At 73.2% G+C, this 24,605-nt stretch carries 17 protein-coding genes; 9 read left to right on the top strand and 8 right to left on the bottom strand.

Translation table 11 applies throughout. The features are described from left to right. Positions 1–5: 5 nt before the first annotated feature. The 7 genes from ACWC9R_RS17370 to ACWC9R_RS17340 all read right to left on the bottom strand — a co-directional run bounded on the left by ACWC9R_RS17370 (position 6) and on the right by ACWC9R_RS17340 (position 6,657). Entirely contained in the window at positions 6–845 is an 840-nt protein-coding gene (locus ACWC9R_RS17370; protein ID WP_450732420.1) for a cytochrome c biogenesis CcdA family protein, read from the bottom strand. Then, positions 842–1,609 (bottom strand): DsbA family protein, encoded by a 768-nt coding sequence (locus tag ACWC9R_RS17365; RefSeq protein ID WP_450732418.1) that lies wholly within the window; start codon positions 1,607–1,609, stop codon positions 842–844. The genes ACWC9R_RS17370 and ACWC9R_RS17365 overlap by 4 nt, the downstream gene beginning before the upstream one ends. Before the next feature lie 59 nt (positions 1,610–1,668). After that, positions 1,669–2,145, bottom strand: a complete 477-nt coding sequence (locus ACWC9R_RS17360; protein ID WP_450732416.1) for a hypothetical protein — start codon at positions 2,143–2,145, stop codon at positions 1,669–1,671. 124 nt (positions 2,146–2,269) lie between these two features. After that, positions 2,270–2,809 carry an ATP-binding protein gene (locus tag ACWC9R_RS17355; protein WP_450732415.1) on the bottom strand — a complete coding sequence of 180 codons (540 nt, stop codon included), beginning with the start codon at positions 2,807–2,809 and terminating at the stop codon, positions 2,270–2,272. Between the two features lie 264 nt (positions 2,810–3,073). Continuing rightward, positions 3,074–3,841 carry an enoyl-CoA hydratase/isomerase family protein gene (locus ACWC9R_RS17350; protein WP_450732413.1) on the bottom strand — a complete coding sequence of 256 codons (768 nt, stop codon included), beginning with the start codon at positions 3,839–3,841 and terminating at the stop codon, positions 3,074–3,076. 83 nt (positions 3,842–3,924) lie between these two features. Beyond that, entirely contained in the window at positions 3,925–5,163 is a 1,239-nt protein-coding gene (locus tag ACWC9R_RS17345; protein ID WP_450732411.1) for a L,D-transpeptidase, read from the bottom strand. Positions 5,164–5,340: 177 nt separating this feature from the next. Further along, positions 5,341–6,657: an Ig-like domain-containing protein gene (locus ACWC9R_RS17340; RefSeq protein WP_450732409.1), complete on the bottom strand. Its 1,317-nt coding sequence runs from the start codon at positions 6,655–6,657 to the stop codon at positions 5,341–5,343. 234 nt (positions 6,658–6,891) lie between these two features. Between ACWC9R_RS17340 and glgX the strand changes: the two genes are divergently transcribed. The 7 genes from glgX (at position 6,892) to ACWC9R_RS17305 (ending at position 21,350) form a co-directional block, all read left to right on the top strand. Continuing rightward, positions 6,892–9,141: a glycogen debranching protein GlgX gene (gene glgX / locus ACWC9R_RS17335; RefSeq protein WP_450732408.1), complete on the top strand. Its 2,250-nt coding sequence runs from the start codon at positions 6,892–6,894 to the stop codon at positions 9,139–9,141. Positions 9,142–9,225: 84 nt separating this feature from the next. Next, the gene (locus tag ACWC9R_RS17330) at positions 9,226–11,115 is read left to right on the top strand and encodes an ABC transporter ATP-binding protein (RefSeq protein ID WP_450732407.1); all 1,890 of its coding nucleotides are present in this window, start codon (positions 9,226–9,228) and stop codon (positions 11,113–11,115) included. Beyond that, entirely contained in the window at positions 11,112–13,016 is a 1,905-nt protein-coding gene (locus tag ACWC9R_RS17325; protein WP_450732405.1) for an ABC transporter ATP-binding protein, read from the top strand. The genes ACWC9R_RS17330 and ACWC9R_RS17325 overlap by 4 nt, the downstream gene beginning before the upstream one ends. 28 nt (positions 13,017–13,044) lie before the next feature. Further along, entirely contained in the window at positions 13,045–14,853 is a 1,809-nt protein-coding gene (locus ACWC9R_RS17320; RefSeq protein ID WP_450732404.1) for an ABC transporter transmembrane domain-containing protein, read from the top strand. Next, positions 14,850–16,697, top strand: a complete 1,848-nt coding sequence (locus ACWC9R_RS17315; RefSeq protein WP_450732402.1) for an ABC transporter ATP-binding protein — start codon at positions 14,850–14,852, stop codon at positions 16,695–16,697. Before ACWC9R_RS17320 ends, ACWC9R_RS17315 begins: the two co-directional genes overlap by 4 nt. A gap of 454 nt (positions 16,698–17,151) precedes the next feature. Continuing rightward, positions 17,152–19,431, top strand: coding sequence for a M4 family metallopeptidase (locus ACWC9R_RS17310; protein ID WP_450732400.1), 2,280 nt, complete (start codon positions 17,152–17,154; stop codon positions 19,429–19,431). Between the two features lie 287 nt (positions 19,432–19,718). Further along, on the top strand, positions 19,719–21,350 hold the full coding sequence (locus tag ACWC9R_RS17305) for a M4 family metallopeptidase (RefSeq protein WP_450732398.1): 1,632 nt from the start codon (positions 19,719–19,721) through the stop codon (positions 21,348–21,350). A 103-nt stretch (positions 21,351–21,453) separates the two neighbouring features. Here the strand turns inward: ACWC9R_RS17305 and ACWC9R_RS17300 are convergent, their stop codons facing one another. Beyond that, positions 21,454–22,050 (bottom strand): hypothetical protein, encoded by a 597-nt coding sequence (locus ACWC9R_RS17300; RefSeq protein WP_450732397.1) that lies wholly within the window; start codon positions 22,048–22,050, stop codon positions 21,454–21,456. A 169-nt stretch (positions 22,051–22,219) separates the two neighbouring features. Between ACWC9R_RS17300 and ACWC9R_RS17295 the strand changes: the two genes are divergently transcribed. Further along, positions 22,220–22,909 carry a response regulator gene (locus ACWC9R_RS17295; RefSeq protein ID WP_450732395.1) on the top strand — a complete coding sequence of 230 codons (690 nt, stop codon included), beginning with the start codon at positions 22,220–22,222 and terminating at the stop codon, positions 22,907–22,909. Then, positions 22,906–24,471 (top strand): sensor histidine kinase, encoded by a 1,566-nt coding sequence (locus ACWC9R_RS17290; protein WP_450732393.1) that lies wholly within the window; start codon positions 22,906–22,908, stop codon positions 24,469–24,471. The genes ACWC9R_RS17295 and ACWC9R_RS17290 overlap by 4 nt, the downstream gene beginning before the upstream one ends. Positions 24,472–24,605: the final 134 nt, after the last annotated feature.

Below are 24,605 nucleotides of genomic sequence, written 5' to 3'. Positions count from 1 at the left end.
CCCGGCTATTCGGTACCGTCCCGCTGCTTCTTCTCCGGCCGCAGCGCGAACCGGCCGAGCACCGCGGCGACGACCAGCGCCGCCACGGCGATCAGGACGGTGTCCGGGACGCCGTTGCCGATCCGCGTCGCCCATTCCTCGGCCCGGAACTCGCTGTCCGCGTCGAGGATTCCGGGCAGTGCGCTGGTCCCGTTGAAGCGCAGGAACAGCACACCGATGCCGATGAAGAACACCCCGGACAGCAGCGAGGTGGTGTGCAGCCGCAGCCTGCCGAGGGTGAACTCGCGGCCCCGCAGCCAGCCCCGGGTGCCGAGCTTGCAGCGGTCCCACAGCAGCGCCAGCACGAACAGCGGCAGCGCCATGCCCAGCGCGTAGACGGCGAGCATCGAGGCGCCGTACACCGGTGAGCCGCTGACCGCCGTCACCGTCAGCACCGCGCCGAGGATCGGGCCCGCGCAGAAGCCGGCCAGGCCGTAGACGCAGCCGAGCAGGAAGGTGGAGACGGCGGAGCGCGGGGTGATCCGGGCGGCGGCCGCCTGGGCGCGCCGGGAGGCGAAGCCCAGGCCGAGGATCTGGGCGAGGCCCATCGCGATGACCACCCAGCCGCCGACGGAGATCAGCAGGTCACGGTGGCCGTTGAACAGCCGGCTGGCCGCCGTACTGGCCGCGCCGAGCGGCACCAGGGTGGTGGCCAGCCCCAGATAGAACACACCGGTACGGGCCACCAGCCGGCCGGGCGTGGACAGCGAGTACGCGAAGAAGGCCGGCAGCAGCAGTGCGCTGCACGGGCTGAGCAGGGCGAGCGCACCGCCCAGGAACGCCGCGAGATAGCCGATGTCGGTCACTTATCGGCCCCCTTCCCGGCGCGGTCGGCGGCCTGCTCGACGGCCTGCGCGAAGACCGCGTACGGCTGCGCCCCGGCGACCGGCCGGCCGTTGACCAGGAAGGACGGGGTGGACTGCACCCCGAGCTGGTAGCCCTCGTCCTGATCCTTCTTCAGCGCCCGGTCGGCGTCCGCGCTCTTCATGTCCGAACGGAACCTGTCGAGGTCGGGCACGCCGCTGCTGCGGGCCAGGTCGACGAGCTTGTCCTCGGCGAGCGCCGCGCCCTTGCGGGTCTTGGCGTACAGCGCGTCGTGCAGCTGCCAGAACCTCCCCTGCTGCCCGGCGGCCCAGGAGGCGCGGGCGGCCCGCTCGGAGTGCGCGCCGAAGACGGTGAAGTTGCGGAACTCGATGCGCAGGGTGCCCGCGTCGACATACTTCTTGATCAGGTCCGGCTGGGTCTCGCGCGTGAAGCGGCCGCAGAACGAGCACTGGTAGTCGGCGTACTCGACCAGGACCACCGGGGCGTCCTTCTTGCCGACGGCCAGCGGGTCGCCGTCCGCGCGCCGGCTGGTCCGCTGGGCGAGGTCGTCGAACATCTTCTGCTGGGCGGGGTCCTCCTCGGGACCGCTGGAGGCGGCGGCCTCGGGGGTGTCGGCGCGGCCGGTGTCACGGCCGCCCTCGACGGACGTGCCGACCGCGACACCGATGGCGATCACGGCGACGACGAGGGCGATGACCGCGCCGATGGCGGCCAGTTTGCGGGCGGGAGGGACGGAAACGGGCATGCGGAAGCTCCAGACGTACGGAAGGGGAGGGTCAAGGCCGGGTGCGTCGGGGCAGCGGCCTATATCCGCAGTACGGGCAGGAGCGCGGTGTGGTCGGTGGCGGAGGCGCTGTCCGTCGGCGGCCGGGCGAGCGCGCACTGCGCGGGCAGGTCCATGGCAAGCGGACCCGCCCCGGTGGTGGCGGGGGCGAGCGGCTCACCGCGCTGCGGCGCGGGCAGCGGGGCGGACTCGTCGGGCGACGGCGCGTGCCGGCCCGAGCAGCGCTTGGGTGCCTGGGCGACGGCGAGGGGGGCGTCGGGATCGAGCCGCGGGCCGCCGTGCGCGGCGGCGGACCGCCCGGTGGCGGGCCGGTCCGGGGCCGTGGCATCCGGGGCGGCCGCCGGCGTGGCGTCAGCCGTCCGCCAGGCCGTCGTGGCCGTCGCCGCCCGGCCCTCCAGCCAGGCCAGGTCGCCGCCGCTGCGGCACAGCAGCGGCCCGAAGGCGACGGTGAGGAGGAGCAGCAGCGTCAGCGCGGCCGACCGGCGCACATGGTGCATGTCCTTCCTCTCCGTACCTTGCGCGAGCATGAACAGCCCATCCTACGGACCGTTGCCGCGCGCACGGAGCACCGCCGGGCCCCGGCGCCTGTCGCGCCCGGGCCCGGCGGTACGGGAACGGCGTTCAGCGGTCGGCGATCCGCATCTCGAACCAGGTGGTCTTGCCGCGGGGCAGCAGATCCACGCCCCAGCGTTCGGAGAGCTTGTCGACGAGGAAGAGCCCGCGGCCGCTGATGTCCATCTCCTGCACCGGCATCAGACACGGCAGGCCGCGGGACGGGTCACGCACCTCGATACGGACCCAGCCGCGGCGCCGGAGCATCCGCAGCCCGAAGGTGCGGGCACCGGTGTGCCGTACGGCGTTGCCGACGAGCTCGGAGACCAGCAGCACGGCGTGCTCGGCGAGCTGGGGCGTCAGGGACCACTGCTTGAGGAGGACGGCCGCGGTCAGCCGGCGGGCGATCCCGGCGGACTGGGGGCGCGAGGGGAGCCGGACCTCGCCGAGGGTCTGCTCCCCGGCCGGTTCGGGTACCGCGGACAGCGGTCTGCGGGAGGCCGGTGTCCGGTCCGGGTCCGCGTCGGGGATGCCCGGGCGCGCGGCGGCCGGATCGCTCCGCGGCCGCGGCTGCTCCATTCCTTCGAGGCCCGCCATGCCCCCCATCATGGCCGCTACTTGACGGTCACGGGGGTGGAACCGACGGAATCAGCTGTCCGGAATCGTCGGTTCCATCCCCGCGCCGGGACATATGCCAAAGGCAGTTAAGGTTCCGGGCCGTGCCTGCTGACCTGCGACGACGCCCGCCGCGCGAAGGGCCGCCGGAAGGCCTCAACAAGGCTGCCTTAAGGCGCATTTAAGCCGGGTCCCGTTCCCCCACAAGGGGCATCACGTCCCGGCCAAACCTCAGATGCCCCGTCAACACCAGTTGTTTCAGCGGAACTTGGCCTTGCCGGGGCCTTCCTCGACGAAGCTGCGCATGCCGGTCTCCCGGTCCTCGGTCGCGAACAGCCCCGCGAACCAGTTCCGTTCAATGGTGAGGCCGGTGTCGATGTCCGCCTCCAGGCCCGCGTCGACGGATTCCTTCGCGGCCCGCAGCGCCAGCGCGGGGCCCGCCGCCAGCCGCGCCGCCCAGGCGTGCGCCTGCTCGTAGACCTCGGCGGCCGGCACCACCCGGTCGACCAGTCCGAGGGTGAGCGCCTCCTCGGCCTTCACCTGACGGCCGGTGAAGATCAGGTCCTTGGCCTTGGACGGGCCCACCAGCCGCGCCAGCCGCTGGGTGCCGCCGGCGCCGGGGATGAGCCCCAGCAGGATCTCCGGCTGGCCGAGCTTGGCGTTGTCCGCCGCGATCCGGAAGTCGGCGCAGAGCGCCAGCTCACAGCCGCCGCCCAGTGCGTAGCCGGTGATCGCGGCGACCACCGGCTTGGGGATGCGGGCCACGGCGGTGAACGCGTCCTGCAGGGCCTTGGACCGTACGACCATGTCCGCGTGGTCCATGACCTGCATTTCCTTGATGTCCGCCCCGGCCGCGAACACCTTCTCGCCGCCCCAGATCACGACGGCGCGGACGTCGTCGCGGCGGGTGGCCTCCTCGGCCAGCTCGCGCAGCCGGTCCTGGGTGGCGATGTCGAGCGCGTTCATCGGCGGACGGTCCAGGCGGATGGTGCCGACGCCGTCGGCGACCTCGAGATTCACAGTCATGCCGGAAGGTTAGTACGCGTTAACGACACCGGACCCGGTGCACTCGGTCACAGTGCAGCGGGCCCGGTCGCCTTCCGGCCGTCCTACCGGCCGGCCTTCCACTTCTCCCAGGAGAGGTTCCAGTCGCTGAAGCCGTTGTCCGGCTGGATCGTTTCGTCGTGGGAGTTCTTGACGACGACCACATCGCCGATGACGGAGTTGCGGAAGAACCACGCCGCCGGGGTGGAACCGTCGCCGCCGCCGCGCTGGTCGAAGAGGCCCACACAGCCGTGGCTGGCGTTGCGGCTGCCGAAGGCCGCGCGGCCCGACCAGTAGTTGCCGTGGATGAAGGTGCCGGACGTGCTCAGCCGCATCGCGTGCGGCACGTCCTTGATGTCGTACTCCCCGCCGAAGCCGACGGTGTCCCCGTTCATCCGCGTCACCAGATGCTTCTCGCTGATCACCATCTTGCCGTTGTACGTCTCGGTGCCCGGTGCGCCCGCGGTGATCGGGATGGTCTTGATCTTCTTCCCGTCGCGGACCACGGTCATCTGCTTCGAGTCGGCGTCGACCGTGCTGACCTGGCTGCGGCCGACGGTGAAGGAGACCTTCTTGGCCTGGGTGCCGTAGACACCGGGCCGGCCCTGGACACCGTTCAGGTCGAGTTCGAGGGTGACCTTGGTGCCGGGTGCCCAGTACTTCTCGGGGCGGAAGTCGAGCCGGTCGTTGCCGAACCAGTGGCCCTCGACCGGGACCGACGGCTTCGCGGTGACCTTGATGGCGTCCTCGACGGCCTCGGGGTCGGTGATGCCGCGGGTGAAGCGGATCGAGACCGGCATCCCGACGCCGACCCGCTGGCCGTTCTCGGGGCTGTACTGGCCGATGAAGGTGTTCTTGGGGACGAGCGTCGTGAAGCCGGAGTGCTCGGCGGCCTTGCGGCCCTGACCGTCCACCGCTATCGCGTCGACGGTGTACTTCGTCGAGGCGCCCAGATGGCCGCTCGGCTTCCACACGGCGCCGTCGCCGGATATCTTCCCGCCGACCTCGTTGCCCTTGCCGTCCTTGACCCTGACGGACGTGAGGCGGCCCTTCTGGGCGGTCACCTTCAGCGCGCCGCTGGTGGCGACGTCGTCCGCGCCGTCCTTGGGCGCTATCGTCACCGCGGCCTGCGAGGCGGCCTTGCCGCCGCCCGCCTTGCCGGCCTTCTCGCCGTCGCCGTCATCGCCGCCACACCCCGTCACCAGCAACAGCGTGGCGGCGAGCACCGCGGCGAGCGGGCCACCGCCCCTCCGCGACCACCGACGCCGGCGAGCCGGCACCCCCGAATTCGGCTGGACGTTCACGACTGGCCCCTTTTCCCCTCGCACGGCCCGCGGTCCCCCGCACGCGGATGCGGGCAGCCGCGCGCTTGCCGTTAGATAACCACACCACGGTGACAGTGAACTCCCCCTGAATGTCACTGTTCAGTCCCAAGTGCGGGGGTGGTGCGGGGGACTTGCCCCGGCGCCCGGCTCCCCGGTTCAGCGCAGCGCGGACCCGGCCCGCCACAACTCCCAGGGCATGTTCCAGCCACCGAGGCCGTTGTCCGGTGCGACCGTGCGCTCCGGGGAGTTGTGCACCACCACGGTGTCGCCGACGATCGACTGGCCGAAGAACCAGCCCGCCGGGGTGTCCGGGCCGCCGCCCCTGATGTCCTTCAGCCCGACGCAGCCATGGCTGGTGTTCACCCCGCCGAAGACCTCCGGCGGCGCCCAGTAGTTGCCGTGGAGGAAGGTCCCCGACCTGGTGAGACGCATGGCGTGCGGCACGTCCGGGATGTCGTACTCACCGCCGAAGCCGACGGTGTCCCCGTCCATCCGCGTACGCGAATGGCGCTCCAGGATCACCATCAGCCCGTTGTACGTGGGGTTCTCGGCATCGCCCGCGGTGACCGGCAGCACCGCCACGACCCGGCCGTCCCGGCGCACGGTCATGGTGTGCCGGGCGGCGTCGATGGTGCTGACCTGGTCCCGGCCCACCCGGTAGCGGACGGTTCTGCGCTGCGTGCCATAGGCGTTCGGTGCGGCCTTCACCCCGCGCAGCCGCAGCTGCACGGTGATCTCGGTGCCCGGCCGCCACCGCTCCCGGGGCCGGAAGTCCAGCCGCCGGCGGCCGAACCAGTGGGCGGCGACCTCGACGCCGGGGCGGGCGCCGACCCGGACGGCGCGTTCGACCGCGGCGCGGTCGGCGACCGGCCGGTTGAAGACCATCGAGAAGATCAGGCCGGTGCCGACGGTGGCGTCGCGCTGGGGCGCGAAGTGGCCGACGAGGCGACGGACCGGCGCGGCGGTGGTGAAGGTGCTGTGGCGGGCGAAGCGGTGGCCCGCGCCGTCCAGCGCGACCGCGTCGACGGTGTACCTCGCGCCGAGTTGGAGGCGCCCGGGGGCGGGCCGCCAGACCATGCCGTCCGGGGAGAGCCGCCCGGCGACGGACCGCCGGCCGGCGTCACCGGTCCGGCTGACCGTGACCCGCTCCAGCCGCCCCTCAGGGACCCGGACCTCGAACCGCCCGTCGGCCCGTACGCCGTGTGCGCCGTGGTGCGGGACGACGCGGATCGTCTGTTCCGTGGAGCGTGGTGTGCCGCCGACGAGGGCCTCCGGGTCCCCGCAGCCGGCCAGCGCCGCCGCCCCGGCGAGACCGGCCAGGGCCAGCAGCGCGACGCGGGTGCGGCGGGCCGCCCGCACCGCCGCGCCACGGGCCGTCCGGCCGCCCGCCCGGTCCGGCAGCCGGCCGCGTCCACGGGTGCTGCCGCGGCGGTTCGCTCGGTCCCCTGCTCGGTCGTGCTGATGGGCGGTCATATACCGAATTGTGACGGATGATGCCCAGGTTAGGAGGTATGCCGCGTAGCGGAATGTCACGGACGGACCGGAGCGGAGCCAGGAGCCTCGCACGGGAAGCGTGAGGCAACGCCCGGTTGCGGGAAGAACAACGGGGAGGGCGGACACCCGCACGGGACTCCCCGGCACGCGCCGGGAGGAACCCCCTGCCGGACCCACCGCCCGACCGAGCCATGAGCCGCAGGAGGCGGGCACGTGTCGAGCGCACCCGAGCAGGAGGCAGTGGCGGACGAACCACTCGCCCCACCCGCGGACATCCGTCCCGGCAGTCCCACCCCCCTGGGGGCCCGCTACCGCACCGGCCCCGATGGCGTCGCCGGTACCAACTTCGCCCTGTGGGCGGGCGGCGCCGAGGCCGTCGAGCTGTGTCTCTTCGACGAAGCGGAGCGCGAGACGCGCCATGCGCTGACCGAGCTCACCCATGAGATCTGGCACGGCTTCCTGCCCGGGGTCCGCCCCGGGCAGCGCTACGGCTTCCGGGTGCACGGCCGCTGGGACCCCTGGTCCGGCGCCCGCTGGAACCCGGCGAAGCTGCTGCTCGACCCGTACGCCCGAGCCGTCGACGGCGACTTCGGCACGCGGACGGAAGCGACCGGCTCCGGAGCCGCGCTGCCCGCCCAGCTCTACGGGCACGTCCGCGACTGGCCGCAGCAGCAGGCCGCCGACACCGTGCGCGACGACCGGGACTCGGCGCCGTACGTCCCGAAGGGCGTCGTGGTCGGCGACGACACCGGGGGCGAGGACGGTGCCGACGAGTGGCGGGACGACCGCCGGCCCAAGACGCCGTGGCCCGACTCGGTGCTCTACGAGCTGCATGTGCGCGGTTTCACGATGCGCCACCCCGGTGTCCCCGAGCGGCTGCGCGGCACCTATGCCGGGCTGGCGCACCCCGCGGCGCTGGAGCACCTCGTCCGGCTCGGGGTCACCGCCGTCGAGCTGCTGCCCGTCCACCAGTTCGCGCACGAGGACCACCTGGTGCGCCGGGGGCTGCGCAACTACTGGGGCTACAACTCCATCGGCTACTTCGCGCCGCACGCCGGATACGCCGCCACCGGTACCCGGGGGCAGCAGGTCGGCGAGTTCAAGCGGATGGTGCGGGCGCTGCACGACGCCGGGATCGAGGTCATCCTCGACGTCGTCTACAACCACACCGCCGAGGCCGGCGAGCTGGGCCCGACGCTCTCCCTCCGGGGCATCGACAACCGCGGCTACTACCGTCTCGCGGGCGACGCCCGCCGCTACGCCGACTACACCGGCTGCGGCAACACCCTGCACGTCGTCCAGCCCCACGTCCTGCGGCTGATCACCGATTCGCTGCGCTACTGGGTCACCGAGATGGGCGTGGACGGCTTCCGCTTCGATCTGGCGGCCGCGCTGGCCCGCTCCATGCACGACGTCGACATGCTCTCCCCGTTCCTCGCCGTGATCGCCCAGGACCCGGTGCTGCGCCGGGTCAAGCTGATCGCGGAGCCTTGGGACGTGGGCAACGGCGGCTATCAGGTCGGCGCCTTCCCCCCGTTGTGGACGGAGTGGAACGACCGCTACCGCGACACCGTCAGGGACTTCTGGCGCGGCGCCCAGCACGATGTCCGCGACCTGGGCTACCGGCTCTCCGGGTCGAGCGACCTCTACGCCTGGGGCGGCCGCCGCCCGTACGCCTCGGTCAACTTCATCACCGCGCACGACGGCTTCACCCTGCGCGACCTGGTCACCTACGAGCACAAACGCAACGCGGACAACGGCGAGGGCAACCGCGACGGCACCCACGACAACCGGTCGTGGAACTGCGGCGCCGAGGGCGAGAGCGACGACCGGGCGGTCACCGCGCTGCGCCACCGCCAGCTGCGGAACCTGCTGACCACCCTGCTGCTGTCGACGGGCGTGCCGATGCTGGTCGCCGGCGACGAGATGGGCCGCACCCAGCACGGCAACAACAACGCCTACTGCCAGGACAACGAGACCAGCTGGGTCGACTGGTCGCTCCTGGACGACCCGGAGTGGCGCCCGCTGGCCGGTCTCGTGGCCCGTCTCGTCGCGCTGCGCCGCGCCCACCCCGTCCTGCGCCGCCGGGCGTTCTTCTCCGGTCGGCCGCACCGGCAGGGCGGTCTGCGCGACCTCGCGTGGTTCACCGCGGACGGCACGGAGATGAGCGAACGGGACTGGTACACCCCGGGGGCCACGCTGGGGATGTACCTCTCCGGGAACGACATCTCGCAGCGCGACGCCCGGGGCCTGCGGATCGTCGACGACAGCTTCCTCGCGGTGCTCCACGCCGCTGACTCCCCGCGCCCGTTCACCCTCCCCGGGCCGCCCTGGGCCGCGAACTACGAGCTTCTGGTCGACACCGCGCGGGAGGAGCAGCCGGGGGCGGAGCCGTTCGCGGCGGGCGCGCCGGTCACGGTGGGCGGGAGGTCGGTGCTGTTGTTCCGGGCGGTGCCGGGCTGAGGTCCACGGGCGGGGGCGCGGGGCGGGGCCGCCGGCGGAAATCCACATGAGCGTTGTCAGTGCCGCGCCGTACGCTCACGAGTGATGGCCGACACCACGCAGACGACGAACCCGACCGACCGAACCGACTTACCCCAACGCTCCGCCGTGCGCTCGCTGTTGCGCCTGTGGCCGTTCGCCCGGCCGGTGCGGGCGCGGCTGTTCACGGCCGCGTGCGTGGGGGTGCTCGCCTCGTGCGTCAGCCTGGTCATTCCGCTGGTGCTCAAGTGGCTGGTGGACGGGCCCGTGGCGGAGCGCGATCCGGGCGGGGCCTGGCTCGGCGGCGGGTGTCTGCTGCTGCTCGGGCTCGCGGAGGCGCTGTTGTTCGGGCTGCGGCGCTGGCTGGTGGCGCGTCCGCTGGCCGGCGTCGAGGCGGCGATGCGTGCGGCGCTGTACCGCCATCTGCAGCGGCTGCCGGTCTCCTTCCACGACCGCTGGCCCTCGGGCCAGTTGCTGTCGCGGGGCACGACCGATCTCCAGACGGTGCGGCTGTTCCTCGCCTTCCCGCTGACCTTTCTGCTGGTCAACGGCGTCACGATCCTGGTGGGCGCGGTGCTGCTGCTGGCCCAGCGGTGGTCGCTGGGGCTGGTGCTGCTGGCGCCGGTGCCGCCGCTGATCGTGCTGTGCGCCGTCTTCGAGACGAAGTACGGGCGGGCGGCGCGCCGGACCCAGGACCAGCTCGGCGATCTGACGACGGTGGTCGAGGAGTCGGTGCTCGGCATCCGCATCATCAAGGGCTTCGGCCGCCACCGCAGCCAGGCCGAGGCCTTCCGGCGGCTGACCCGTGCGCTGCGGACCTCCGAGCTGCGCAAGGCGCGGCTGCTGGCGTGGATCTGGGGGTGCATCACCACCCTGCCGGAGCTGGCGATCGGCGGGGCGCTGGTGCTCGGCACGCTCCAGGTGGCCGACGGCGAGCTGTCCGCGGGCACCCTCGTCGCCTTCCTGTCCACCGCCCTGGCGCTGCGCTGGCCGGTGGAGTCGATCGGCTTCCTGCTGGCCATGAGCAACGAGGCGGCGACGGCCACCGACCGGTACTTCGAGGTGCTGGACGAACCGGCGGTGGAGGGGGCGGCGGAGGGGGACGCCGGGGCCGCACCGGCGTCCGGCGCAGCGGCTCCCGCCGGTGCCTCCTCGCCCGCCGACACCAGCGATGCCGCCGACACCGCCCACACCGCCCACTCCGCCCACACCGGCGGACTGGTCTTCTCCGGTGTGCAGTTCCGCTACCCCGACGCGCCGCCCGGCTCGCCGCCGCTGCTCAAGGACATCACCCTGCACATCCGGCCCGGCGAGACCATGGCGCTGGTCGGGGCGACGGGCAGCGGCAAGACCACGCTCACGGCGCTGGTGCCGCGGCTGTACGACCCCACCGCGGGCCGGATCAGCCTCGACGGCCGCGATCTGGCGACGCTTCGCCGGGAGGAGGTCCGTGCGCTGGTCGCGGTGGCCTTCGAGGAGCCGACGCTGTTCTCGGCGACCGCGGCGGAGAACGTCCTGATGGGCGGGGAGGGCGCCCAGGAGAACGACCTGCGGCGGGCGCTGGAGGTGGCGCAGGCCGACGGCTTCGTCGACGCGCTCCCCGAGGGCGGTGCCACCCAGGTCGGCGAGCAGGGCCTGAGCCTGTCCGGCGGGCAGCGGCAACGGCTCGCCCTGGCCCGTGCCGTGGTCGGCCGGCCGCGCTTCCTGATCCTCGACGACCCGCTGTCCGCGCTCGATGTGCACACCGAGGCACGGGTGGAGGCGGCACTGCGCCAGGTCCTGGCGACCACCACGGCCCTGGTCGTCGCCCACCGGCCGTCCACGGTCCTGCTCGCCGACCGGGTGGCCCTGCTGTCCGGCGGACGGATCGCCGCCGTCGGCACCCACCACGAACTGCTCCGGGACCACCCCGAGTACGCGATCCTGATGTCCGGCGAGGGAGCGGGTGCCCGATGACCACCACCACGACCGGCCGCCCGTCCGACGGCCCCGACGACCACCCCGGTGACCGCCCCGGCCCCCGGCAGCATCCCGCGCCGCCGCCCCCGGAGTCCGAGGACCTCTCCCCCGACGCGCTCGCCCAGGACGCGCTGCCCGCGCCCAAGGGGGCCGCCCGCGCTCTGCTGGCTTCCCTGCTGGGCCCGCACCGGCGCCGCGTCGGGCTGGTGGCCGTCCTGCTGCTGCTCCAGCAGGCCGCCGTGCAGGCGGGGCCGCTGCTGGTGGCCTACGCGCTCGACCGCGCGGTGCCCGCGCTGCGGGCCGGTGACCACGGGCCGCTGCTCGCCGTGGCGGTGGCGGCGGCGCTGTGCGCGGCGGCGGCCGGCGGGCTGCAGTTCGGCTTCGTCGAGCTGTCCGCGCGGGTCAGCCAGGACGTGCTGCTCGACCTGCGCGGCCGGATCTTCCGGCACGGCCAGGCGCTGAGCCTGGACTTCCACGAGCGCTACACGTCCGGCCGGCTGATCTCCCGGGCCACCACGGACGTGGAGTCGCTGCGCGAACTCCTCGAAGAGGGCCTGCAGGAACTGGTCGTGATCGTCCTCTCGACGGTCTTCATCAGCGTGACCCTGCTCTGGCTGGACTGGGGTCTGGGCGCCGCCGCCCTCGCCTCCGCCGGGCCGCTGGCCCTCCTGGTCCGCTCCTTCCGGCGCCGTTCGCACCGGGCCTACAGCGCCAAGTCCACGGCGACGGCGGCCGTGATCGTGAAGTTCACCGAGACACTCAACGGCATCCGCCCGGTGCAGGCGTTCCGCCGCGAGCGCCCGAACGACGCCGTCTTCGCCCGGCTGAACCACCGCCACCAGCGGCTCAACGGCGACACGCTGCTGGAGATGGCGCGCTATGTCGTCGCCTCCCGGCTGGTGGCCAACACCGCGGTCGCCGGGATCGTCCTGTGGGGCGCCTACCGCGTGGCCACCGGCGGTCTGGCGCTCGGCGTGCTCGCCGCCGCGGTGCTCTATCTGCGCCGGCTGTACGACCCCATCGACCGGCTCGGGATGTTCCTCAACTCCTATGAGTCCGCGGCCGCTTCGCTCCTGAAGATCGCCGGTCTGCTCGCCCGGCGCCCCGGTGTCCCGGAGCCGGCCGCCTCCGCCGCGCTGCCGCCCGTCGCCGCCGAGCGGCCGGGCCGCGAGGTCACCTTCCGGGACGTCCGGTTCGCCTACCGCACCGGCGGCGAGGTGCTGCCGCGCTTCGCGCTGACCCTGGCCGCCGGGACGACGGTGGCCGTGGTGGGCGCCACCGGCGCCGGCAAGTCGACCCTCGCCAAGCTCCTGGCCCGCTTCTACGACCCCACCGAGGGCCAGGTGCTGCTCGACGGCGTCGATCTGCGCGAGCTGTCCACGGCCGCGCTGCGCCGCAATGTCGTCATGGTCACCCAGGAGGCGTTCCTGTTCTCCGGCACCGTCGCCGACAACATCGCCCTGGGCCGCCCGGACGCCACCCGCGCGGAGATCGAAGGCGCCGCGCGGGCCATCGGCGCCCACGACTTCATCGCCGCCCTGCCGGACGGCTACGACACCGACGTCCGCAAGCGCGGCGGCCGCATCTCCGCCGGCCAGCGCCAACTGGTGGGCTTCGCCCGCGCGTTGCTCGCCGACCCCGCCGTGCTCCTCCTCGACGAGGCCACCAGCTCGCTGGACATACCCGGCGAACGCGCGGTGCAGCACGCCATGGACACTGTCCTGGAGGGCCGTACGGCCCTGGTGATCGCCCACCGCCTGTCGACCGTGGACATCGCCGACCGGGTGCTGGTCATGGCCGACGGCCGGATCGTCGAGGACGGCCCGCCGGCCGAACTCATCGCCGGACGGGGCCGGTTCGCTCAGCTGCACCAGGCGTGGCGGGACAGCGTGGGGTAGGGCGGAGACGACGCGAGGGGGACGCGGCATGACCGACACCGCGAGGGGACCGGAGGTCCCCGACCGCCGCAGTGCCGGACGGTACCTGTGGTGGCTGGTGGTCCGTCAACGGGGGCGGGCGGCGGCGGGGGCCACGTACGGGAGCCTGTGGATGGTCGGGCTGATGCTGCCGCCCTATGTGCTGTCCCGGGCCATCGACGAGGGGCTGGTGCCGGGCCGGCCGCCGGTGCTGCTGGGCTGGGTGGCGGTGCTGTTCGTGGTCGGGGTGGCGAACGCCTGGCTGGCGGTCATGCGGCACCGCACCATGACCCGCATCCGGATGGACGCCACGTTCCGTACGGTGCGGGTCATCGTGGCGCACACCCTGCGGCTGGGGGCGGCGCTGCCGCGCCAGGTGACGGCCGGGGAGGTCGTCACGATCGGGATCGGCGATGTCGCGGTGATCAGCCAGACGCTGACGATGACCGGTCCCGGGGTCGGCGCGGTGCTGGCCTACGGGACCGTCGCCGTCCTGCTGCTGACCGTGTCGCCGCTGCTGGCCGGGGTGGTGCTGCTGGGTGTCCCACTGCTCGCGCTGCTGGTCGGGCCGCTGCTGGGGCGGCTGCAGGGGGCGGAGTCGCGCTACCGCGAGCGGCAGAGCGGGCTGGCGGCCCGGCTCACGGACCTGGTGGGCGGGCTGCGGGTGCTCAACGGCCTGGGCGGGAAGGAGGTGTTCACCGACCGCTACCGGCGCGACTCCCGGGCGCTGCAGGGCGAGGGCTACCGGGTCGGCGCGGTGACGAGCTGGGTGCAGGCCCTCGGCGTCGGCCTGCCGACGCTGTTCCTGGCCGCGGTGACCTGGCTCGCGGCCCGGATGGCGGCCCAGGGGGCCATCAGCGTGGGCGAGTTGGTGGCCGTGTACGGCTATGCGGCGGCGCTGGTGGTGCCGGTGTCGTTCTTCATCGAGGGCGGCTACGACCTCACCCGCGGGCTGGTCGCGGCCCGGCGGGTGATCCGCTTCCTGCGGCTGGAGCCGGATGCCGCCGACGGGACGGCGGACGCCCCCGAGGCCGCGTCCGTGCTGCACGATCCGGTGTCGGGTGTCGAGGTGGTGCCCGGTCTGCTGACCGCGCTGGCCGCCGCCCGGCCGGCCGAGTCGGCGGCGGTGGCCGACCGGCTGGGCCGGTTCGCGGATTCGGCCGCGACCTGGGGCACGGTACGTCTCGACGAGATCGCGCTGCCGCAGGTCCGCGACCGGGTGCTGGTCGCGGACAACGAGGCCGCGCTGTTCGCCGGGACGCTGCGCGAGGTGGTGTCCGGGCGCCGGGACCGTACCGACGAGGCGATCGGGGAGGCCGTCCGTACGGCGCTGGCCGAGGACATCGTCCGGGGCCTGCCGGACGGGCTGGACTCGGCGGTCGAGGCACAGGGCCGCAGCCTCTCCGGCGGGCAGCGGCAGCGACTGCGGCTGGTGCGGGCGCTGTTGGCCGACCCCGAGGTGCTGCTGGCGGTGGAGCCGACCTCGGCGGTCGACGCGCACACCGAGGGCGGTGTCGCGGCCCGGCTGCACCGCGCGCGGCAAGGCCGTACGACCGTCGTCACCAGCACCTCCCCGCTGCTGCTCGACCGGGCCGACCGGGTCTACTACCTCGTCGACGGCCGGGCCGCCGCCGTCGGCAGCCATCGGCAACTCCTCGACGAGCAGCCCGGATACCGCCGTCTGGTGTCCCGCGGCGAGGACGCGGAGGACGTCCGGGACACGGAGGGCGTTCAGGACGCGGACGGCACGGACGAGGGCAGCGGCTCCCGGCGCGCGGAGGCGGCCGGGGCGCCCGTGACGAAGGAGGACGCACGATGACGGCGACCGCCACCCGGCCCGGACGGTCCGAAAGCGCGCCGCCGGACGGTGCGGCGCTGCCGGTGGCCGGTCCGGCCACGACCCGGCGGGCGGCGGGCCGGCTGATCCGGCGGGACGGCCGGGCCTTCGCCCTGATGCTCACGCTGAACGCGCTGGCGGCCGCCGCGGGGGTGGCCGGCCCCTGGCTGCTCGGCCGGATCGTGGACACGGTGCGGGCCGGCGGCGGGGTGCGCGCGGTGGACCGGCTGGCGCTGGTCATCCTGGTGTGCGGGCTGGCGCAGCTGCTGCTGGCGCGCTACGCCCGGTATGTCGGGCACCGCTTCGGTGAGCGGACCGTGGCGCGGGTCCGGGAGCAGTACGTGGAGCGGGCGCTGGCGCTGCCGGCCGCGGTCGTGGAGCGGGCCGGCACCGGCGATCTGACGGCCCGCGGGACGTCGGACGTCGCCTCGGTCGCCCGGTCGCTGCGGGACGCCGTACCGGAGGTGTGTGTCGCCGCGGCGCAGGCGCTGTTCCTGCTGGGTGCGGTGGTGGTGCTCGATCCGCGGCTCGGCCTGTGCGGGCTGCTGGTGTTCAGCGGGGTGTTCGCGGTCCGGTGGTATCTGCGCCGGGCGCACGGCGCGTATCTGGCGGAGGGCGCGGCGACCTCGGCGCTCGCCGAGTTGCTGGCGGCCACCGCCGAGGGCGCGCGGACCGTGGAGGCGCTGGGCCTCCAGGAGAGCCGGGCGGCGGCGGGCGAGCGGGCCGTCGAGCGGTGCCGCCGCACCCGCACCCGCACGCTGTTCCTGCGCAGTGTGCTGCTGCCCGCGGTGGATGTCGCCTACGTCCTCCCGGTGGCCGGTGTCCTGCTGGCCGGCGGGGCGCTGCACGGGCGGGGCGGGATCAGTCTGGGCGTGGTCATCGCCGCGGCGCTGTATCTGCGGCAGCTGTCCGACCCGTTGGCGACGGTGCTGTTCTGGGCCGAGCAACTGCAGAGCGGCGGCGCCGCGTTCGCCCGTGTCGAGGGGCTCGGCGAGGCCCGGCGGACCGCGGGGGCAGCCGCCGTGGCCCACCTCCCGCATCCCGCCCCGGAGTCCGCCGCCCCGGCCGTACCCGCCGACGACCGCATCGAGGTCACCGGCGTCCACTACGCCTACGGGGCCCCCGGCGGCGGCCGGGAGCTCGCCGCGCGGCGCGACGTGCTGCGCGGTGTCGACCTGACGGTCCGCCCCGGCGAACGCCTCGCCGTGGTCGGCCCGTCCGGCGCCGGCAAGTCCACCCTGGGGCGGCTGCTGGCCGGGATCGACGCCCCGCGCAGCGGCTCGGTGACGGTCGGGCGGGTGCCGGTCACCGCGCTGGACCCGGCGGCGCTGCGCCGGCAGGTCGTCCTCGTCACCCAGGAGCACCATGTGTTCCTGGGCACGCTCCGGGACAACCTGCAGATCGCCGCGCCCGGTGCCGGGGACGCCGCGCTGTGTGCCGCGCTGGCCGCCGTGGGGGCCGAATGGGCCGCGGAGCTGCCGGCCGGCCTGGACACCGAGCTGGGCGACGGCGGTCACCGCCCCGACGGCTCGCAGTCCCAGCAGCTGGCCCTGGCGCGGGTGGTGCTGGCGGACCCGCACACGGTGATCCTGGACGAGGCGACCGCGCTGCTCGATCCGCGGACGGCCCGGCACACCGAGCGCGCGCTGGCCGCCGTCCTGACGGGCCGTACGGTCATCGCCATCGCGCACCGTCTGCACACCGCCCACGACGCGGACCGGGTGGCCGTCATGGAGGAGGGCCGGCTGACCGAACTCGGCACCCATGACGCGCTGGTGGCGGCGGACGGGGCGTACGCCGCCCTGTGGCGCTCCTGGCACAGCTGAGGCGCGTCGCCGGACCGGGGCGTCCGGATCACGACCCCGCCCGCCCCGCCGTGCGGGGGTCGTGATCCGGACGGCTGTGAACTGCCGTCCGGGCGGTTTCCGGTGCTGTGGAGGGCCGGGGGCGGCTTGCGTGGCCGATCACGGGCTGTCCGGCTTCCGGACACCGATTTCGGGCAACGGACGGTTTCCGGCCAATTAGTTGAACGGAGCCTGACAACAAGCCACCGGTGGTGGGACTCTTCCCCGCAACCGCCGCACGGACCCCCACAGCATCAGCTCCCTGCGGCCGGAGGCTTCATCCGCACCACCCGTTCCACCTGTTCGCCCAGCACCTCCCGTACGTCTCCCCCCACACGCTCCAAGAGTTCTGCCTCGCTCTGCCCGGACGGCCGCTTTGCCGCCCGGTCCCCCTCGGCCGCAGCGCCTCATGGCGGCCACCGCAGAAGGAGTCAGTGTGAGACGCACCCCCCATGGACGCGCCGTCGCCACCGGCGCACTCGTCGCTGTCACCGCGATGCTGGCCGTCGGTGTCCAGGCCGGTACCGGTACGGCGGCCGCCCCGCGGCCGGGCACCACGCACGCCACCCCCGATCCCGGCGCCCTGCCGGCCAAGCTGTCCCCGTCCCAGCGTGCGGAGCTGATACGGGCAGCCGGGGCCACCACCGCCGAGACCGCGCGGCAGCTCAAGCTCGGCGCGCAGGAGAAGCTGGTCGTCAAGGACGTCTCGAAGGATGTCGACGGCACCGTGCACACCCGCTACGAGCGCACCTACGACGGGCTGCCCGTCCTCGGCGGCGACCTCGTGGTCCACGAGAGCAAGGCCGGCACGCTCAAGGGCGTCACCAAGGCCGTGCGCTCCCAGCTGAAGGTCGCGAGCACCACCGCGAAGGTGCGGCCCGCCACGGCCGAGTCGAAGGCCGTCAAGGCGGCGCAGGCGCTCGGTTCGAAGAAGTCCGAGGCCGCGAAGGCGCCGCGCAAGGTGGTCTGGGTCGCCGACGGCAAGCCGCTGCTCGCCTACGAGACGGTGGTCGGCGGGCTGCAGGACGACGGCACCCCCAGCCAGCTGCACGTCATCACGGACGCCACGACCGGCGCCAAGATCTTCGAGTACCAGGGCATCAGGAACGGCGTCGGCAACAGCGAGTACAGCGGCAAGGTCACCCTCGGGACCTCGGGCTCGGCACCGAACTTCTCGATGACCGACCCCACCCGCGGCAACCACAAGACGTACGACCTCAAGCACGGCTCCTCCGGGACCGGCACGCTCTTCACCGACGCCGACGACACCTGGGGCGACGGCACCCCGCAGAACGCCCAGACGGCCGGCGTGGACGCGGCCTACGGCGCCCAGGAGACCTGGGACTACTACAAGAACGTGCACGGCCGCAGCGGCATCAAGGGCGACGGCGTGGGCGCCTACTCCCGGGTCCACTACGGCAACAGCTACGTCAACGCCTTCTGGGACGACGGCTGCTTCTGCATGACGTACGGCGACGGCAGCGGCAACGCCGCCCCGCTGACCGCCATCGACGTGGCCGGCCACGAGATGTCGCACGGTGTCACCGCGGCCACCGCCGACCTCACCTACAGCGGTGAGTCCGGCGGCCTCAACGAGGCGACCTCCGACATCTTCGGTACGGCGGTGGAGTTCTACGCCAACAACACCTCCGACCCCGGTGACTACGTCATCGGCGAGAAGATCGACATCAACGGCGACGGCACCCCGCTGCGCTACATGGACAAGCCGTCCAAGGACGGGGCCTCGGCCGACTACTGGTCGAGCAACGTCGGCAACAAGGACGTGCACTACTCGTCCGGCGTCGCCAACCACTTCTTCTACCTGCTGTCCGAGGGCAGCGGCCCGAAGGACATCGGCGGCGTGCACTACGACAGCCCGACCTCCGACAACCTGCCGGTCCCGGGCATCGGGCGGGCCAACGCCGAGAAGGTCTGGTTCAAGGCACTCAGCCAGTACATGAGCGCCAACACCAACTACGCGGCCGCCCGCACCGCCACCCTCAAGGCCGCGGCCGACCTGTTCGGTGAGGGCAGCGCCTCCTACAACACGGTCGCCAACACCTGGGCGGCGGTCAACGTCGGCTCCCGCGTCCCGGACAGCGGCGCGGTCTCCGTCACCAACCCGGGCAACCAGAGCGGCACCGTGGGCCAGGCGGCGAGCCTCCAGATCAAGGCGAGCAGCGGTACCGCGGGCGCACTGACGTACGCGGCGACCGGGCTGCCCGCCGGGCTCTCGATCAACGCCACCACCGGTCTGATCTCGGGTACGCCGACCACGGCCGGCACCGCCAACGTGACGGTCACGGTCACCGACGCCGCGAAGAAGACCGGTACCACCGCCTTCACCTGGACGGTCAACCCGGCCGGCGGCGGCAATGTCTTCGAGAACGCCGCCGACGTGCAGATCCCGGACGCCGGCTCGGCGGTCACCTCGCCGATCACCGTCGGCCGCACCGGCAACGCGCCGAGCACCCTGAAGGTCGGGGTGGACATCGTGCACACCTACCGCGGTGACCTGGTCGTGGACCTGATCGCCCCGGACGGCACGGCCTACCGGCTGAAGAACTCCAGCGCGTTCGACTCGGCGGCCGACGTGAAGACCACGTACACCGTCAACGCCTCCTCGGAGAAGGCCAGTGGCACCTGGAAGCTCCGGGTCCAGGACGTCTACTCCCAGGACACCGGCTACATCAACGGCTGGAAGCTGACGTTCTGACCTCGTGGCGGCACCCAGCCGTCACCCGGGTATGACATAGGCGGGTCACAGATCACGCCACCGCACAACTGAGGTACGAGGCAAGCGCGTTGGGCGTCGCCCCCTGATAGCCGGGGGCGGCGCCCAGCTCCGTTATGCGAACGGCGCGCACCTCTCCACGGACATTTTTCAGCCAATCCCTTTACACCCTCCTGACATGCACGCGTTCGAATGGCAGTCTCTCCGAACGCACGTCACACCCGCATCGCTTTGCACCCCCACCACTTGGCAAAGTTGAAGGAGCACGCGTGACCCCCCGCATATCCCGTAAGACCCGTGTCATCGGTACCTCGTTCGCCGTCGCCGCCCTCGTGGCCGCCGGCATCACCGCAGGTACCGCCGGCGCCTCCCCCGCCCAGACCCCCACCGCGGACGGTTCGCCCCTCAAGCTCAGCGCCTCGCACCGCGCGGAACTGCTGCGTGACGCGAGCGCCACCAAGGCGCAGGCCGCCAAGGAACTGGGCCTGGGCGCACAGGAGAAGCTGGTCGTCAAGGACGTCATCAAGGACGCTGACGGCACCACGCACACCCGCTACGACCGCACCTACGCCGGCCTGCCGGTGCTGGGCGGCGACCTGATCGTGCACACCGCCAAGGGCGGCGCGGTCAAGAGCACCACCAAGTCGACCGACAAGACGGTCAAGGTGGCCTCCACCACCGCCAAGATCGCCCCGACCGCCGCCGCGAAGTCGGCGCAGGGCACCGCGGTGAAGTCGCTCAGCGCGAAGAAGGCCGACGCGCAGGCGCCCAAGAAGGTCGTCTGGGCCGCCTCCGGCACCCCCGTCCTCGCCTACGACACCGTCGTCAACGGCGTGAAGAAGGACGGCACCCCCAGCCGGATGCACGTCATCACCGACGCCAACAGCGGCAAGAAGCTGTTCCAGTACGACGAGATCCGTACCGGCAAGGGCGAGAGCGAGTACAGCGGCAGCGTCGAGCTGGGCACCTCCAAGTCGGGCAGCGGCTACACGCTGACCGACAAGGACCGCGGTGACCACAAGACCACCAACCTCGAGAACAGCGAGTCCGGTGACGGCAAGGCCTTCACGGACGAGGACGACAAGTGGGGCACCGGCAAGCCGGACGACCCGCAGACCGCGGCCGTGGACGCGCACTACGGCGCGGCCGTGACCTGGGACTACTACAAGAAGGTGCACGGCCGCAGCGGCATCAAGGGCGACGGCAAGGGCGCCTCGTCCCGCGTGCACTACGGCAAGAGCTACGTCAACGCCTTCTGGGACGACAGCTGCTTCTGCATGACGTACGGCGACGGTGAGGGCGACAAGAAGCCGCTGACCGCCCTGGACGTCGCGGCGCACGAGATGTCGCACGGTGTCACCTCCGCCACCGCCAACCTCACCTACAGCGGTGAGTCCGGCGGTCTCAACGAGGGCACCTCGGACATCTTCGGCACGTCGGCCGAGTTCTTCGCCAAGAGCGAGAAGGACCCGGGCGACTACCTCATCGGCGAGAAGATCGACATCAACGGTGACGGCAAGCCGCTGCGCTACATGGACAAGCCGTCCAAGGACGGTCAGTCGCAGGACAACTGGGACTCCAAGACCGGTGGCCTCGACCCGCACTACTCCTCGGGTGTCGCCAACCACTTCTTCTACCTGCTGTCCGAGGGCAGCGGCGCGAAGGAGATCGGTGGCGTGAAGTACGACAGCCCGACGGCGGACGGCAAGAAGGTCGAGGGCATCGGCCGGGACAAGGCCGAGAAGATCTGGTTCAAGGCCCTGACCGAGTACATGACCTCGAACACGGACTACAAGGCCGCGCGCGAGGCGACCGTCAAGGCCGCCACCGACCTGTACAAGGCCGACAGCGCCGAGGTCAAGGGCGTCGAGGCCGCTTGGACCGGTGTCGGCGTCAAGTGACGCACCATGCGGGAACGTGCTGATTGTGCCGGGGTGATCTGACCCCGGGGCGGGCGGTGTCCGGAGATTCTCCGGGCACCGCCTTCGCGTTGCACGGCCCCGGTCAGGAAGACGCCGGACGGTTGCCCTTCTCCGCACGGGCCCGGTCGAAGAACCACACGGCCACACCGACCAGCACCGCCGCCCCGGCCCCGTACACCGGCAGCCAGTGCGTCGTCGTGGCCGACAGGCAGTCGGCGACGGCCTCCTCGGTCCGGGCCCGCTGCGCATGGGCCAGCGCGGCCTGGTCGAGCCCCGCCGGGTGCGCCAGTTCGGCGTGCGCCCGGAAGCCCTCGTACCGGCCCAGTTCCGGGCAGCCGCTACGGGTGCCCGGCATCGGGAACAGCCACGCCCAGCGCTGCATCATGGGGGCCAGTGCGATCGCCACGCACAGGCCGACGACCAGCGCATACGCGAGGAGTTTCCGCAGGTACGGGGTGCGGAAGCCGGGCGTCCAGGCCGGCATCCCGTAGAAGGAGAAGACCACCGCGAGCAGGGTCACGCCGATGTAGGTGGCGAACCACTGCCAGGACCCCTCGGCGAGCGCGGCCGTCAGCACGGCGGCGAGGGCGATACCGATGACCCCGGGCTGATCGGCGGTGTCCTGGCCGGCGTCGCTGAGTGCCGGTGCACCGGTTCCTCGGGGGCTGGGCTGGTTCACGGGCCGCTCCTGCGGATTCGGAGGCCCTCAGCATCCGGCACCTCCCGCCCACGGCCCCGGCAGCGTGCCGGACGGGCCGGGGAGCCCGCCCGGTTGGGGGACGGGCCGCATGCCCGGATACCCGCTGAACCCCCGCCGCCAGGGGCCTCCCGCCGCATAATCTGGCGGTATGACTGAGTCCCGCGGCGGCCCGCCCACGAGCTGTACGAGGGTCCTCCTCGCCGACGACGAGCCCCTGATACGGGCCGGTGTGCGCGCGATCCTCGGCGCGGCACCCGGTATCGAGGTCGTCGCGGAGGCCGCCGACGGCCGCGAGGCGGTCGGCCTGGCGCTCCGGCACCGGCCCGACGTCTGTCTGCTGGACATCCGGATGCCGCGGCTGGACGGCCTCGGGGTCGCCGCGGAGCTGGCCAGGGCGCTGCCCGCCACCGCCGTCGTGATGCTGACGACGTTCTCCGAGGACGCGTACATCGCCGAGGCCCTCGGCTCGGGCGCGGCCGGGTTCCTGCTCAAGTCCGGCGATCCGCGGGAGCTGATCGCCGGGGTCCGGGCCGTCGCCGAGGGCGGTGCCTGCCTCTCGCCGTCCGTCGCCCGGCGGGTCATCTCGCACCTGGCGGCCGGGCAGTTGGGCCGCGGGGTGACCGCCCGGGCCCGGGTCGCCGAGCTGACCGGGCGGGAGCGCGAGGTGCTGGGGCTGGTCGGCGCCGGGCTGTCCAACGCCGAGATCGCCCAGCGGCTGTCCCTGGTCGAGGGCACCGTCAAGGCGTATGTCAGCGCGGTCCTCGCCCGGCTGGACGTCCGCAACCGCGTGCAGGCGGCGGTCCTCGCGTACGAGGCGGGTCTGGTCCCGGCGTCATGACGCGCCGGCGGCGCCCGGACGCCCGGCAGCTGCGCGCGCTGGTCCCCGGGCTGGGGCTCTACCTCCTGGTGTGCGGTCCGCCGGCGTTCGCCTTCCCCTCCCTCGCCGCCACCCACCCGTGGGCCACCGCGGCCGCCTTCCCGCTGCTCGCGGTGTCCGTGCTGCTGCACCGGCGGCGGCCGCTGACGGCGCTGGCGCTGCCGGTCGCGCCGAGCCTGGTGATCTCGCTGGACCTGTTCACCGTCGCCTACTGCGCGGCGCTGGCGGTGTTCGGCTATCTGGCCGGGGCCCGGATGTCCCGGGCCCGCCCGGCACTGTGGTTCTTCTCCGCGGTGGCGGCGGGCGGGCTGCCGCTGGCAGCGGTGGTCGGCCGGACGGTGTGGCCGTGGTTCTCGCTGCTGTTGACGCTGCTGCTGAATGTGATGCTGCCGTGGCTGCTGGGCCGCTACCGCCGGCAGTACGCCGCGCTGGCCCGCACCGGCTGGCAGCTCGCCGAGCGGATGGAGCGCGAACAGCGGGCCGTCGCCGACCGCACCCGGCTGCGCGAACGCGCCCGGATCGCCGGTGACATGCATGACTCCCTCGGCCACGACCTGGCCCTGATCGCCCTGCGGGCCGGGGCGCTGGAGGTCGATCCACGGCTGGACCCGGACCGTCAGGCGGCGGCCGGTGAGCTGCGGGCCGCCGCCGGGACGGCGACCGAACGGCTGCGGGACATCATCGGCGTGCTGCGCGCCGACGACGAGGGCGCGCCCCGGACCCCGGCCGACGAGAGCGTGCCCCGGCTGGTGGAGCGGGCGCGGGCGTCCGGGATGACGGTGGACCTGGAGCAGCCGGACGACACCGGGACCATCCCCCTTCCGGCCATGACCGGCCCCGCCCTGCACCGTGTCGTCCAGGAGTCCCTGACCAACGCCGCCAAGCACGCCCCCGGCGCGGCCGTCCGGGTCAGGATCGGGCGGGCCGAAGGACAACTGCGGGTCACCGTGACCCACACCGCGCCGCCGACCGGGCCGGCGGCCGCCCCGGTCTCCGGGGGCAGCGGCCTGGTGGGGCTGGACGAGCGGGTACGGCTGGCGGGCGGCACCCTGCGGGCCGGCCCCACCCCGGAGGGCGGCTTCACCGTCTCGGCACGGCTGCCGACGGCCGGGGCGCCCCTGCCGGAGTCCACCCGGCTCTCCGAACCCACGGCTGCCGAACGGGAGTTGGCGGACGCCCGGCGCAAGGTGCGGCGCCGGCTGCGGCAGACGGTGGCGGTCCCGCTGGCACTGCTGGCCGCCCTGGTGGTGCTGAGCAGCACCTTCCATCTGGTCAGCCCGTCGTGGACGGTGCTGGAACGGGAGCGCTACGCGGTGCTCCGCCTCGGCGCCGACCGCTCCGGAGTGGAGTCCTTCCTCCCGTTCTTCGCGCTGGACGCCCCGCCGGACGGCACCCCACCGCCCCCGCACGACTGGACCTGCCGGTACTACAGCGTCCGCGCGGGCTCCGACGACGCCTATCAGCTCTGCTTCACCGACGACCGGCTGGTCAGGAAGCGCGTGGTCCACCGGCGGGACCGTTAGAGCGCCCCCGCCCCGCCCGAACCCGCGGAGCGCGTCCTCAACTCGCCCTGTATACCGGCAATTTCCCCTTCCCGCCGGGCCTCGATCCTCCCTACCACCCCGTCCGCCGATATGGCTGATTCCACCCCCTCATG

Source organism: Streptomyces sp. NPDC001219 (assembly GCF_053597915.1).
This window is presented reverse-complemented; position numbering and strand designations above follow the sequence as displayed.